14 protein-coding genes are annotated in these 12,915 nt (G+C 72.0%); 1 reads left to right on the top strand and 13 read right to left on the bottom strand.

Annotation, left to right across the window (positions count from 1 at the left end; genetic code table 11):
* Nucleotides 1-8: 8 nt before the first annotated feature.
* The 10 genes from ACZ3J7_RS39135 to ACZ3J7_RS39090 form a co-directional block, all read right to left on the bottom strand.
* Nucleotides 9-521 carry a hypothetical protein gene (locus ACZ3J7_RS39135; RefSeq protein ID WP_465628187.1) on the bottom strand — a complete coding sequence of 171 codons (513 nt, stop codon included), beginning with the start codon at nt 519-521 and terminating at the stop codon, nt 9-11.
* Between the two features lie 26 nt (nt 522-547).
* Entirely contained in the window at nt 548-1,819 is a 1,272-nt protein-coding gene (locus ACZ3J7_RS39130; RefSeq protein WP_465628185.1) for a hypothetical protein, read from the bottom strand.
* 53 nt (nt 1,820-1,872) lie between these two features.
* Nucleotides 1,873-2,298: a hypothetical protein gene (locus ACZ3J7_RS39125; RefSeq protein ID WP_465628184.1), complete on the bottom strand. Its 426-nt coding sequence runs from the start codon at nt 2,296-2,298 to the stop codon at nt 1,873-1,875.
* Between the two features lie 38 nt (nt 2,299-2,336).
* On the bottom strand, nt 2,337-3,842 hold the full coding sequence (locus ACZ3J7_RS39120) for an ATP-binding protein (protein ID WP_465628182.1): 1,506 nt from the start codon (nt 3,840-3,842) through the stop codon (nt 2,337-2,339).
* 17 nt (nt 3,843-3,859) lie between these two features.
* Nucleotides 3,860-4,315, bottom strand: a complete 456-nt coding sequence (locus ACZ3J7_RS39115) for a DUF6238 family protein (protein ID WP_465628180.1) — start codon at nt 4,313-4,315, stop codon at nt 3,860-3,862.
* Between the two features lie 31 nt (nt 4,316-4,346).
* Nucleotides 4,347-5,816 carry an SCO6880 family protein gene (locus ACZ3J7_RS39110; RefSeq protein WP_465628178.1) on the bottom strand — a complete coding sequence of 490 codons (1,470 nt, stop codon included), beginning with the start codon at nt 5,814-5,816 and terminating at the stop codon, nt 4,347-4,349.
* A gap of 141 nt (nt 5,817-5,957) precedes the next feature.
* Complete coding sequence (locus ACZ3J7_RS39105) at nt 5,958-7,424, bottom strand: SCO6881 family protein (RefSeq protein ID WP_465628176.1); 1,467 nt, start codon at nt 7,422-7,424, stop codon at nt 5,958-5,960.
* A 22-nt stretch (nt 7,425-7,446) separates the two neighbouring features.
* A complete protein-coding gene (locus ACZ3J7_RS39100) occupies nt 7,447-8,106 on the bottom strand; it encodes a hypothetical protein (RefSeq protein WP_465628218.1) in 660 nt (219 codons plus the stop codon).
* Between the two features lie 44 nt (nt 8,107-8,150).
* Nucleotides 8,151-8,459: a DUF6112 family protein gene (locus ACZ3J7_RS39095; protein ID WP_030459365.1), complete on the bottom strand. Its 309-nt coding sequence runs from the start codon at nt 8,457-8,459 to the stop codon at nt 8,151-8,153.
* An 80-nt stretch (nt 8,460-8,539) separates the two neighbouring features.
* Nucleotides 8,540-9,718, bottom strand: coding sequence for a C40 family peptidase (locus ACZ3J7_RS39090; protein ID WP_465628173.1), 1,179 nt, complete (start codon nt 9,716-9,718; stop codon nt 8,540-8,542).
* Between the two features lie 577 nt (nt 9,719-10,295).
* On the opposite strand from ACZ3J7_RS39090, the gene ACZ3J7_RS39085 reads away from it, so the two are divergent.
* On the top strand, nt 10,296-11,051 hold the full coding sequence (locus tag ACZ3J7_RS39085) for a DNA-methyltransferase (RefSeq protein ID WP_465628172.1): 756 nt from the start codon (nt 10,296-10,298) through the stop codon (nt 11,049-11,051).
* Between the two features lie 88 nt (nt 11,052-11,139).
* Here ACZ3J7_RS39085 and ACZ3J7_RS39080 read toward each other — a convergent pair whose 3' ends face one another.
* The 3 genes from ACZ3J7_RS39080 to ACZ3J7_RS39070 all read right to left on the bottom strand — a co-directional run.
* A complete protein-coding gene (locus ACZ3J7_RS39080; protein ID WP_465628170.1) occupies nt 11,140-12,075 on the bottom strand; it encodes a DUF5655 domain-containing protein in 936 nt (311 codons plus the stop codon).
* 109 nt (nt 12,076-12,184) lie between these two features.
* On the bottom strand, nt 12,185-12,688 hold the full coding sequence (locus tag ACZ3J7_RS39075; RefSeq protein WP_465628168.1) for a hypothetical protein: 504 nt from the start codon (nt 12,686-12,688) through the stop codon (nt 12,185-12,187).
* A 44-nt stretch (nt 12,689-12,732) separates the two neighbouring features.
* On the bottom strand, nt 12,733-12,915 hold a 183-nt coding region (locus ACZ3J7_RS39070; RefSeq protein WP_465621124.1), incomplete at its 5' end, for an integrase core domain-containing protein.

Below are 12,915 nucleotides of genomic sequence, written 5' to 3'. Positions count from 1 at the left end.
ACGCCGCGTCAGCGGGCGGAGCGGTGGTGACCGAGCCCGGTCACGGCGGGCGGCGGCGTCTCGGCGGTGCGTGGGGCGAGCGCCTGCGTTCCGCGGAGGGCCGGGGAAGCGGTGGCGGACAGCGCCTGTGCAGGGTGGGCGGGGGAGTGGCTGACCGCGGCGGCCAGCCGGTCGCTCCGTCCGGCCAGTTCACCGGCGAGGCCCTCGTGGACGAGGTGCAGCTCCTCGCCGATCTCGGTGATCCGCTCTGCCAGGGCATTCAGCTCGGCCCCGTAGCGCCGAACGCCGTGGTCCTGGCACCACTGCGCGGCCATGCTCACGAGTTCGTGCAGGCGGCTGACCGCGCCGAAGTCGCTGCCCACGAGCTGGTGAAGCGTTTCCGGGAACTCGCCCGGCCCGGCGGCGGCCAGACGCTGGACGGCGTACTCCTGCCCAGCCCTGTCGGTTGGCGGGAGAGATACGGTCGACGTGCCGGGCCGAAGGAGGAACTCCTCATGTATCCGATGACCGAGATCAGTCATGAGCGGGTCTCCTTGGTGGTGTGTGGTCAGCGGGTACGGCGTGGGGCAGTGGCGGGAGGCGAGGCTGCGGGTGCCGGCTCGGCAGTGAAGCTGGCCCCGCGGCGCTCGGTGCGGGCCACGGCCGCCTCGACCTGCCTCTCGCGGCTCGGTACGGGACGGCCGATCCGCCGGGTGACGTCCTGGGCCAGCACGGCCAGCGACATGCCCGGGATCCGTGCCGAGCGCGACCACGCCTCGCTGTTGCGCCGGTCCTCGGCCCACGAGCGGATCCGAGTGGTGGCCGGGTCGTCGCTCGCGGTGCGGGTCGTGAGGGTTTCCCACCGGGTTCGGACCTCTCGGATGCCGGCGAGCGCGTCCTGGGCGTGGTGGAGACGGCGCAGCCGGGGGCCGATGACGGGGTCGAGGCGGTCCTCGGCGGTGGTCACCGCCCGGATGCCCGCCAGGATGTGGGGGCCTTGGTCCGCCAGGACGTTGAGATGGTGCCAGGCAGCATGGTTGCGGGCCGCTGCGGACTCGAAGACCTCGGGTTCCCCGAAGCGCTGGGTGTTCGGCGGCAGGACGTACGCGACGCTCAGGTCGTCCAGGGAGACGAGGGCGTCTTCCACGGCGGCGGTGCGTGCGTACCAGGCGGCCCGCTGGTAGGCGGGGGCGAAGCGCTCCCGGACCTCGGCCGCCATCGCGGCGGCGTCTGCGGCGGTGGAGAACTCCACCGGGTCCGGCGGTCGCGGCGACCAGAGATACTGGTTCTCGGGTGCGTCGTCGGGGAGCATCGAGCGGAGGACGACCTGCCCGTCGGGGTGCGGTTGTACGACCAGCAGGTGCTCGCCGTCGGGCCCGTCGAGGGCGAAGGCGCTGTGCGGGGCGGTGGCGCTGGTCCACTGCGAGGGGTGTCGGCCCCAGAGCCGCCCCGTGAGTTCGGCGAGGTCCCGCCCGGGGTTGAGCGGGCAGGGACGTGCCGACCAGTCGGGCAAGTGCGCGGCCAGCGCGGTGGCGAGCGGCGGCAGGGGATCTGGTGGGCCGGGCTGCTCGGGCAGGACGTGGCCGGCCTCGTCGAGGTAGACCCTGGCCTCCCAGTGGTTGGGCAGGGAGGACCCGCGGTCGCCGCTCGGGCGGAAGACCGCGTAGGAGTCCTGCTGCACGCCGCCGAGGTGGCTGGTGTGGGCGAGGACGAGTTCCCAGTCAGGGTGGGCGCGGTCGTTGCCGTCACGGCGGGCGGCGAACAGCTGCTCGATGGCCGCGAAGTCGGCCTCGGCGAGGTGGGCGTGGTTGAGGAAGGGCACGGCGTCATTGGTGGGCATCGGTGTTCACGGTTCTCGGGAGGGGGCCCGAACGGCTGGTCGGGCCGGGCGGTTCAGCGGGTGCGGCGCGCGGTCGCCGGCGAGGCGGCGGGCGCGGGGGCGCTCGTTGCCGCGGTGGCCGGGTGTACGGCGGCGGTGGTGCGGGCGAGGGCGGCGATGGTCCGACGCCGCTCGTCGCCGAGCGGGGTGTTCGGCAGGGCCTGTCCGTCCTCGCTGAAGTCGATCTCGACGAAGCCCAGCGGAACGGGCCGGGTCATCTCGTCGGGCGGGACGGCCTGGAAGGCGGCGGTGGTGTAGGCCCACCGCCCCTGCTCGTCAGTGCCGTTGAGGGTCATGATCAGCCGCCAGTTGTCGTCGTGGCCGCTGCCCCACTCCACGCGCTGGGCGGCCATCACAGACTCGAAGGCGGTGAGGTCCTCGTCGGTGAGTAGGGAGTGGGGGATTTCGGCGCGGGCCAGGCTGTCACGGTAAGGAGGCATGTTGTTTCCTCAATCGGCTGTGGCAGGAGGGTGGTTGGCTACGCGGCCATGCGGAAGTCGGTGTCGTACAACTGCTTCTCGCGTGGGTGCAGAAGGTGCTGCACCACGAAGCTGAGCCCGGCGACCTTCCACAGCCCCCGGCCCCGGGGGAGGGCGGCGATGGCCTGGGCCTCGACGCCGGTGAGGCCCAGCAGCGCCATCGACGCCGCGATCTGGTCGGGTTCCTGGCGGTAGATGATCCGGGTGCTGCAGTCGGCGAGCAGGCCCTCGGCCAGGACCCGGCCGCGCGATCCGGCGTCACCGGCGGACAGCAGGTCGGAGAGCCGGTGCAGGACCAGTAGGTTGGCGATGCCCAGGCCGCGGCTCAGCTTCCACTGCTGCTGCATGCGCTCCAGCAGGCCGACGTGCCGCATGATCCGCCACGCCTCGTCGTAGATCACCCAGCGCCTACCGCCGTCCGGGTCGGCCAGCGCCGCCTCCATCCACGCGCTGGCGCAGGTCATCGCCAGGACGAGGGCGGTGTCGTCGCCGCTGCTGCCCAGGCGCGACAGGTTGATCGACAGCATCGGGGCGTCCGGGTCGAAGGCGACGGTGGAGGGGCCGTCGAACATGCCCGACAGGTCGCCGTGGACTAGTCGGCGGAAGGCGTGGGCGAGGTCGTCGACGGCCCGGCCGAGCCCGGTGCCCTGGTCGCCGAGGGCGGCGTCCAGGCGTTCGGGGTAGCCCAGTGCGTGGGCGATGTCGCCCAGCAACGGCGGCACGCCTGCGGCTTCGGCCTCGGTGACGGCCAGGTCGAGCGCGAGGTCGAGGCCGGTGTGCTCCATCGGCAGCAGGTCGCGCTTGAGTACGGTGGCCGCCAGGCTCGCCAGCAGCAGGAGCCGGCGCTTGCGGACCTCGCCGAGCCAGTCCTCCTCGTCCACCCCGGCGGGCCGCGCGGGTGCGTCGAGTGGGTTGAGCCTGCCGGGCAGGCCGGGGCCGAGTGCGATGGTCTGCCCGCCCAACTCCCTGGTGAGGGAGGACCATTCGCCCTTCGGGTCGGACGGGATGTAGATCTTGTAGCCGTGGGCGATGGAGCGGGTGGCGATGGACTTGGCCAGCGCGGACTTGCCCATGCCGATGATCCCGCACAGGATCGCGTTCGGGTTGGTGAACCCCTCGATGCGGCCGGAGTTGTAGAGGGTGAACGGGTCGAAGCAGAACGCGGCCTCGGCGTGCAGGTCGCGGCCGATGAACGTCCCTTCGGCGCCGAGGCCGGCTTCGGCGAGGAACGGGTAGGCGCCGCCGGCGACGGCGGTGGTCATGCGGTGCTTGGGCAGGCGCAGTTTGCTGCCGCGTCCGGAGGCGGGGCCGGGGCGCCCGGAGGCGGGGTAGGTCGGCTGCAGCTCGGGGTCGGATCCGGTGAACTCCCGCTCCCGGGAGGGGAGTCGGATGGTGCGGGCTTTGGTGCGGGCCTGGGCGAAGCTCTTGCGGGCGGCGCGGCGTTCGGCGCGGCTGGGCTTGCGCGGGACGAACAGCTGGCTGGCGGTGGCGCGGTTCATGGTCATGGTGTCGGTTTCCGTGGTCAGTGCCGGACGAGGCCGGTGTAGGGGGAGTGCAGGTCGGTAGGGGTGGTGCGGCGGCGCACGAGGTGGGTGGCCTGCTGGTGGCGGCGGCAGACGGTCAACTCCGGCACGCCTTCCGGAAGTCGAGCGCGGCAGGCTTCGGCGTCGGGGACCTCGCCGCTACCCGGCCGGGGTGCGAAGTGGTAGGCGGCGTGGAGGTGGTTGGCGGTCTGCCACAGCCGGGTGCGGGCGGCGCGCAGGTGGTCGCCCTCGGCGGGCAGCAGCGGGGCGGTGCGCTCGGCGTGGGCGTCCAGCAGGGCGTGCAGGGAGAGCAGGTGCTCGTGCAGGCAGTCGAGTTCGGCGCGGGAGGCGACCAGCGGCCCGGTGGGCACGTTGAGCACGCAGTGGAAGTCCACGGCGGCGGTCGCGTACGGGACGAAGTCCGGGAAGGTGGTGGCGGCGGGGGTGGCCGGCATCGTGGGCTCCTTGGGGAGGGGCGGGCCGGCGTCAGGCGGCGAGAGCGAAGGGCAGGGCGGCGGCGGTGAACGCGGTCGCCTGCTGCCAGGTGAGCGGGCGCAGGTCCAACTGGGCGCCGACGGCGGCGGTCTCGATCACCGCACAGGCCGAGCGCAACTCCTCCTCGGTGTCGGCGGAGACGGTCAGCAGGCCGGTCAGCGCGACATCCGCATGGCCGGCGATCAGCTGTCGCTCGCGGGCCTGGATGTCCTGGTACTCCACCGAGTCGGCTTCGCTCGCGACCTGGCCCTTGCGGGCGCGCTCGGCCGAGTCGGCGATCACGCTGGCCTTCTTGCGCTGGACGTCGCGCATCGCGGCGTCCAGGTCCTTGGGCTCGTAGGCGAGGGAGACGGTGCGGCGCACGCCGGAGGCGAACATCAGCTGGTGCAGGAACCCGGGGTTGGTCTCGGTGCGGGGCCAGTTCTCCACCCAGTAGGTGGTGTGGTGCGCGGAGTCGGTGGAGATGTGGTCGGCCTTCTCCAGCACGACCACCGGGCCCGCCGCGGCCGGGTCGGCGGCCGGGCGGCCGTCGGCGGACCAGCGGTCCAGCGCGGCGCGGGAGGCGGGGTCGTAGGCGGTACGGGCGACGGCGGCGATCTCGGCGGCCGACAGCCAGCCGGTCGGGTTCAGCCCGGCGGTGCGCGCGGACTGCTCGCAGGCGGAGACCAGCTGGGCGAGCACCGCGAAGGCACCCGTGAGGCCGCCTCCGGCCTGGTTGATCAGGCGGCGGGCCTTCTTGAAGTCCAGCGCGACGGCGATGTACGACTCGTGCGGTGCTGCGGCCGGACCGGCGCTCTCGATCAGCTCGCCGTAGAGCGCACCGGCCAGCGGGGCGTCCGGGCGACCGTGCTCCTCCCAGTACCGGCGTAGTGCGTCGCCGGAGTCCGGGACGGTCCGCTCGATCACCTGGATCCGGGCGACGTGCCCGGTGCGGGCCAGCGCGGCCAGGGTCCGGCCCCACCCGGCGACGTTGGCGGCCTGCGTGCCGGGGTCCAGCAGCGCGTACGCCCGGGAGGAGACCTTGACGATCGCGGTGAGGGTCCCGGCGTGCGGGTCGTGGACCGCGCCGTAACGCCGGTCCGGGGCGGTGACCACCCGCAGACTGGCCGCGCCGCCGGGCAGGTGCAGCAGGCCCTCGCACACCGGACGCCGGGACGGCCGGGCCAGCCAGACCAACTGCCCGCGCAGGCGCCGCAGCGCGTATCGGACGGCGATCGGGGCCCAGTCGGCGAGGGTGCGCCCCCGGTAGCGCAGGAAGACCACGGCGGCCACCGCACCCCACAGGGGCAGCAGCTGGAGGGCGCCGACGACGCCGCGGGCGGTCAGGACGGCAAGCAACACCAGGCCGGTGGCGGCGACGGTGAGCAGCTGGGAGATGCTCAGGCCGAGCAGGACACCTCGGCGGGAGCGGTGCGGGAACTTCACCGACGCCGGGGCGTCGGACTTCGGAGCGGAGGACATCGGGGTTCCAGACGGAGGTGAGTGGGAGGTGGGGGAGAAGGAGGCGGTGCTCTTCTGGAGGTCACGGCCATGATTCCCTTCGAGGGGTGGGGCGGGGGCGGGCCGAGATGGTGTTCGGCCCGCCCTGGGACAGCCCTCCGATCAGGAACCGGAGGCCGGCGGCTGATGCGGGGAGACGAACCGGACCGGATCCGGCGAGGAACCTCCAGCCGGGGGCGGTCCGCCGTCCGACGCTCCTTCCGGAGTGGGAGGTGCTGCCGGAGTCGGAGCCGGGGGCGCCGCCGAGGAGGGAGCAACCGGACTCGGGGCAGTGGCTGTACGCATGGTGACGAAGCGCTCGGCGCTCACCGTGGTCGGGGCGTCCACCACCTCGCCGCCGGCATCGCCAGTGCCGCTACCGCTGTCGTTCTGGGAGGTGGGGCGGGTGACCAGGGATGGGAGGCCGGGTCGGGTGACCAAGGAGCGTCCGCGGTCGCCGGGGGCGTTCGGGTCCTCACCGAAGCGGAAGGTGCTGGGCTGCTGGGCGGGACCGGCGTCGATGCCCTCCTTGCTGAAGCGCCCGGTCGGATTGATCCCGCCAGCACTCCCGCCGTCGCTGCCCGCGCCGGGAACCTGGCCCGGTCCCTGAGGGGCGGGCGCGCCGGTTCCTGCCTGCATGGCGAGGCTTCCGGCGGTCTTCGCCGCCCCGGCCGCCACCGCCATGCCGGCGACGCCGGTGCGGTGCAGATCGCCGTGGCCGCCGCCGTCGGTCGCCCAGTGGACGAACTTGTAGACGGCGTACGGGCACAGCAGCACCAGCACCATGATCACCGTCCCGGCCATCATGTCCGACAGCGCGCCGATCCCGTCCTTGGCGTCGGACTCGCCGATCGCCGCGACGCCGGTGATGAAGACGACTGTCATCAGCAGCTTGGAGACCACCAGGGTGGCGGTGGCCTCGATCCAGCCGCGCCGCCAGCGCTTGGCGACCTCCCATCCACCGCCCGCGCCGGCGAAGGAGGCGAGGACGACCAGGACCAGGACGCCGACCTTGCGGGCGACCATCACGCCCCAGTAGAGGAAGGCGCCGATCGCGCAGCCGACCGCGACCAGTGAGGGGATCGCCCAGCCGAGTTGGAACATCGCCCCGAGCTCGGAGACCTTGATCAGACGCCTGATCGCGTCGTCGATGCTGGTGCCCGCGGCTTTGAACAGCCCGGCGGAGACCGAGTCGACGACGGTGACCGCTACGGCGGTGAAGCTGATCGCCCCGAAGGAGAACAGCACGCCGGTCATCGTTCCCCAGGCGGCTTGGGCGAGCGCGCGTTCGTCCCGGCGCCAGGCGGCCAGCACCAGCTGCGCGCAGAACGTGCCGACGGTGAGGATCAGGCCGATGACCATGACCAGCTCGTAGTTGGCCCTGAACCAGGGGGCGTTGAGATTGATGGCGGTGGTCTCGTCGACCGCCCGTGAAGCGAGGTCGACGGCGCTGGAGGCCAGCTCGCCCATGGACTTGGCGATCCACGCGCCGATGCCGTCGGTGATGGACTTGCCCGGGTTCGACACGAAGCTGACTGCATCGACCACATTGCAGACCTGGCCCATCAGGGGGATGTCGCAGACGCCCACGAGGGGCACCTCCTTCCGGGTGTCAGGGCGCCACGGACGGCAGCACGCCGACCAGGGCGCAGGGACGGTCGGGCCGGCACTGCACGGCGAGGGTGACCGAGCGGTCCTCGGCCCCGCCCTGCGGCGAGCCGTTCCAGGCGATCGACTGCTTGCCGGAGACGGTCACCGCGTACACGTACGCCTGGGTGATCGCCCCCGGATCGGCCTGCAGCGCCCGGGTGAAGGACTCGGGGAAGTGCGCTTCGGCGGCGCTCGCGGTGGCGAACTGCCCGGAGTCGGCCATCCGCCCCCACAGCAGCGGCGAAGGCACCTGCCGCTCCACGGAGTCAGGGTCTGCGTACTCCTCCTCGCCGGTCAGCCACCCGCGCAGGGCGGCCACCAACTCGGGCTGCGAGTACGCCCGGGTGTCGTACGACCAAAGCGCCACCGTCGCAGCCTTCCCGAACACGATCGGATCGCGGGTGTCCGGCGGCGACGGCAGCGCCGCCAATCGGCCGCTCGCGGCGGGCGATGCCGGGGCGGAAGACGGGGCGGAGGGGGAACTCGACGGTGCGACAGCGTGGTTGGAGCCACTCCGGCCGTCGCGGGTGAGGTAGGAGAGCAGGCCGGCCAGCGCGACGAGCGCCACCAGGACCACGGTGCCCAGCAGCGCCCGGCGGCGCACGAGGGCGCCGCCGGACATCCCGCTGCGGGCAGCAGAGGAAGACAAGGAACTTTTCTGCACGGCTACTTGACCTGCGTTCCGAGGGTGGAGAAGAACGCGACGACGCCGTTGGCCGCGCCCAGCAGCAGGGCCGCGCCGGCGGAGACGAGCACGCCCTTCTTGCCGTTGGCCTCGGCCTGGTGACCACCGGAGTGGTGGCCCCAGGCCCACACGCCGGCGCTCACCGCGAGCGCTCCGACCACGGCGATGATGCCGAACAGGTTGATGGAGCCCATTACCTGCTTGAGCACCGAGAGGCCGGGCAAGCCGCCCTCGTTGGGGGAGATCCCCGGGTCGTACGCGAGCTGAATGGCCTTGTCGGCGAGGTACATAGGGGAACTCCAAGGGAATCCGGGCACGCCGAAGGCGCACCGGAGGGAAGGGGACAGAAGGGGGAAGGGAGAGGCGCCGGTCAGACGATCCGGCGGGCCACGAGAATCTGCGGCTGCCACTCGGCGAGGGTCGAGACCTTGACCACGTCACCGGTGTGCGGGGCCTGCACCACGAGGCCGCCGCCGATGAACATCCCGACGTGCTCGGGCACGGCGGCCGTCCCGGTGGTGAACAGCAGGTCACCCGGCTTGAGCGCGGTGAAGGGGACGGCGGTGCCCTCGTTGACCTGCGTGTAGGTGGTCCGGGTCAGGGTGATCCCGGCCGCCTTGTAGGCCATCTGCATCAGCGAGGAGCAGTCGCAGCGGCCCATCGGGTCGGAGCCGTGCGAGTCCTCGCAGCTGCCGCCCCACTGGTAGGGGGTGCCGAGCTGGCCGAGCGCCCAGCGGATCGCGGTCTGCACCTGCGGCGGAGCGTCGGCCGGGATCGTGTACCCCTCGGCCAGGGTGCCCGGCGGGATCGTCCCGAAGCCGCTGCCGTCACCACTCACGGTCGAGCACCCGCCGTCGGCTGGCGCGGGAGCGGCACTGGTCGAAGCGTCCGGTGCCGGACTCGCACTCGGTGCAGAGGACGGTGTGTTGGCCGAACCGCTGCCGGGGTCGGTCAGCAGCGGGGCGATGGCCTGCTGGAGCGCCGTCGCCAGCGCCTCCCACTTGGCGTAGGCATCCGGGTAGCCGCTGCGCTGCACCGCCTGCGCGGCCTGAGTGGTTGTCATCGACTGCCAGCCCGAGACCTGCTGGAGAGCCTCGTAGAACTTCGTCGAGGCGTACACCGGCTGCATGATCTGCTCCGGCGTGCCCCAGCCCTGCGAGGGGCGCTGCTGGAACAACCCCAGGCTGTCGCGGTCGCCGTAGTCGAGGTTGCGCAGCCCGCTCTCCTGCAGCGCGGTCGCCAGCGCGACGACCTGCCCGCGGACGGGGATGTGCATGGCGATGCCGGTGGCCTGGATGGTCTTCGCGTTCGGGATCTGCTCGTCCGGCTTGTCCAGCCCGGAGACGGCCGGGGCACCCAGCGGGTTGGAGCCGTCCAGGATCGACTTCACCTGGGCGTCCACGGCGACGGTATCCACAGCCCGTGGATCACTGCTGGGGGTACAGGCGGTGGCCTGGGCGCCTCCGGCGGCGACCACCACCAGCGGCAGCGCCAGCGCCAGCGGACCGGCCGCGACCAGGGAGACGAGCAGGCCCGCGGACTTCCTCACCGCCGCCGGGCGGGACGGACGCCCAGGACGGTCGGGGTGGACGGGCGGGGTGGGCGAAGGCACGGCTGTGCCAGGGCGTGCCGCATCGCAGCGACTCCTCGGAGGTGTGTAGGAGAGCGCGGTGCCGGCCTCTCGTGCGAAGAAGTCGCCGGCACCGCACCGGTAGTGAAACCGCCCTCAAGGCGGGCCCGGGTCAGGGGAGTTCACAGCTCCCGGACGCCGGTGACGGGTCATACGCGGCAGCCGGCCGCGCTCGTAATCTCAGCCTGGACACGAGGTCTCCTGAAATGAGGGGAAGGGAGGGGGAGCAGGCCGGCGAAGTGGCCCGTCGGACGAGGCAACGCGGACCAACACGAGCCGCCTCGGACCGAGTTGGCCCTGCGGCCCGGTTGGCATGGCCAGACAGTAGACGCGAAGTCCGGCCGCACCAAACGACGCCTCACCAGGTCCGGAACTCTCCCGGTAGCCGTTAGGGCCGGCCGTCCTTTCCGGCTACCGTCCCGGCCATCCCCCCGCTCTGCGGTGGCCACCGGACACCGCAGAGCGGGATTCCGTCTCTGCCCCGAGAAAGACCGCCATGACCGACAGCAGCTTCACCCTCCACCGCGGCGACGCCCTCACCGTTCTGAAGACCCTTCCGGACGAGAGCGTCAACGCCGTCATCACCGATCCCCCGTACAACAGCGGCGGACGCACCAGCTCCGAGCGCACCGGACGCGATGCCCGCACCAAGTACGTCACCAGCGGCTCCGCCCACGACCTGAAGACCTTCCCCGGCGAGAACCGCGACCAGCGCTCCTACCGCTCCTGGCTCACCGAACTGCTCACCGAGGCATACCGCGCCAGCACCGAGCACGCAGTCGCCGTCGTCTTCACCGACTGGCGCCAGGAGCCGACCACCAGCGACGCGCTGCAGATGGCCGGCTGGACGTGGCAGGGCACCATTCCCTGGATCAAGCCCGCCAGCCGCCCCCGCAAGGGCGGCTTCAAGCAGTCCGCCGAGTTCGCGCTCTGGGGTGTCAAAGGCACCCTCGACAAGACCCGGGCGATCTACCTGCCCGGCCACTTCACCGCGTCCCAGCCCCGCAAGGACCGCGTCCACATCACCCAGAAGCCCCTGGAAGTCATGCAGCAGATCGTCCGCATCTGCCCCGAGGGCGGCACCCTCCTTGACCCCTTCACCGGCTCCGGCTCCACCGGCATCGCCGCCCTGCGCGAAGGCCGCAACTTCGTCGGCGTCGAACTCTCCCCCCACTACGCCGACATCGCCGAACAGCGCCTGCGCGCCGCACTCACCCAGGACGACTTCGTCCTCGCCGGACCGGAGGCATGAGCGTGAGAACCCCCAGCAACCGCAGCAGCCGCAGACGTGAAAGGGCGGCCGGAGCTTGAAGCTCCGGCCGTCCTCGCAGTCCTGCCGGTCAGACCTCCTGGACTGCCCGCTCGATCAGCACTGCCGCCTTCGCCAGGTCGGCCGGTGAGGCGATCCGCACCTCCAGGTCACCGGTGCCCAGGTGGCCGATGCGGCGCATGTCGCGCGTGAAGCCCTCCTCCAGCTCCACCGTGTCCGGGTCCACCGGCAGGTACACCAGCATCGCCCGATGCTGGGGGGACGGCCGGAAGAGCACCGACGCCACGTTCCGCAGCCGCCGGTAGGCCACGTAGTGCTTGAGCGGGACGACCTCCACCTCGCCCGACGCGGTGAGCACCTCGTCCAGCTCGCCGTACAGCGCCTGCAGGCACTCCGGCACCTCGACCGAAGCCGCCGGCTCGGCTGCCTCGACGACCTGCACTGCCACCGCGGGCGCGCTCGACCGGCGCCCGGCCGACGTGTTGCTCGGGGCGACGACCGGCTCGACCAACTGCAGGCTCAGCAGCCCGCCGTCGAAGACCCGGTAGCGCACCAGGTCGATCGGCCAGCGCCGACCCAACTCGCCGACCGTCACCCGGTCGTGCCACGAGTATCCGGCCGCCACGCACAGCGCCCTGGGCGAACGCCAGTCGATCGAGGCCACGGCCGCCTCGCCCAGCTTCTCCCGCACCAGCGCCTCGAACTCCAGCCGGCTGCTCTTCAACCAGGTCAGGTACGACAGCGCCTGCGACACGACCCCGCTGTCGCTGCCCTTCTTGAACTCGACCGCCACCGGCACGCCGTTCTCGTCCAGCCCGAGCGAGTCCACCCGACCCCGGTGCCACGGCCCCGTCGGGTACTCCGACGCCAGGAACCGGATGCCCAGCATCCGCTCCATCCCGGCCTCCACCCGCCGCTGCAGCTCCACCTCCAGCGCCACCGTCGAGCCCCGCAGCTCCACGTCCCGGCCGTCCGCCCCGAGCCGGAACACCTTCAAGTCGCTCACCCAGCAGCCCCCTTCGTGTGAGTACGCGAAGGAACCAATCGGAAACAGCGGCTCCGTATTCCGGATCTGGTGGGCTGATAGTTGCCTAAGGGCTGTCCCGCAATGACCGTCACAGCTCCGGAAACGGCGGGATGCGGTCCATCACCTGCAGCAACCTCCTGGCAGCTGCGGCCTCCTCCGGCCGTACGGAGGACGCTACGCCCTCGATGACTGACCGGCCCGCGTAGACGGCTGTCCTTGCGGCCGCCTCCCAGCCAGGTTGCTGCCGGTAGCTCGTGTCGCGCTTGCTGCTCCCCGCCGTCGCAGCGGCGGAGTGCCACTGGTCGGTCTGACAGATGCTTCCCAGCAGGTTCAGCAGCTCAGCCGTGCAAGCCACGTGCGGAGCTCCTGCCAGCTCTACAAGGAACGGGACTGCGGGGGCTGTGGCCTCGCCGACGACAAACCCGAGCGCACAGACGGCATCGCCCAGTTCCTCGATCGCGGTGCGGGCCGTCTCCTCGTCCCCGTACGCGATCCGGGAGAGCAGAGGGGGAATGCCGTCGGCTGGAGCCCCCGTCGCGTCACGAAGGTCCGCCCAGCGCACCCCGGAGACGCCCCTCAACAGACTTCCCACGCGATGCTCCTCATCAGAATCCTCGCGCCGGATCCGCCGGTGCCCTAGCTGTACTGACCCGTGAGGTTGGTTACGCGGCTGGCGGGTGGTTTGCCTGCGAGTGCGGTGTGTCCGCGGTGGTGATTGTAGGTGTGGAGCCAAGCGGGGTAGGCGTCTCGGCGTTCCTGCTCGGTGCGGTAGGGCCTGGCGTAGGCCCATTCGTCGAGCAGGGTGCGGTTGAAGCGTTC

This window comes from Kitasatospora sp. NPDC015121 (assembly GCF_055562955.1).
This window is presented reverse-complemented; position numbering and strand designations above follow the sequence as displayed.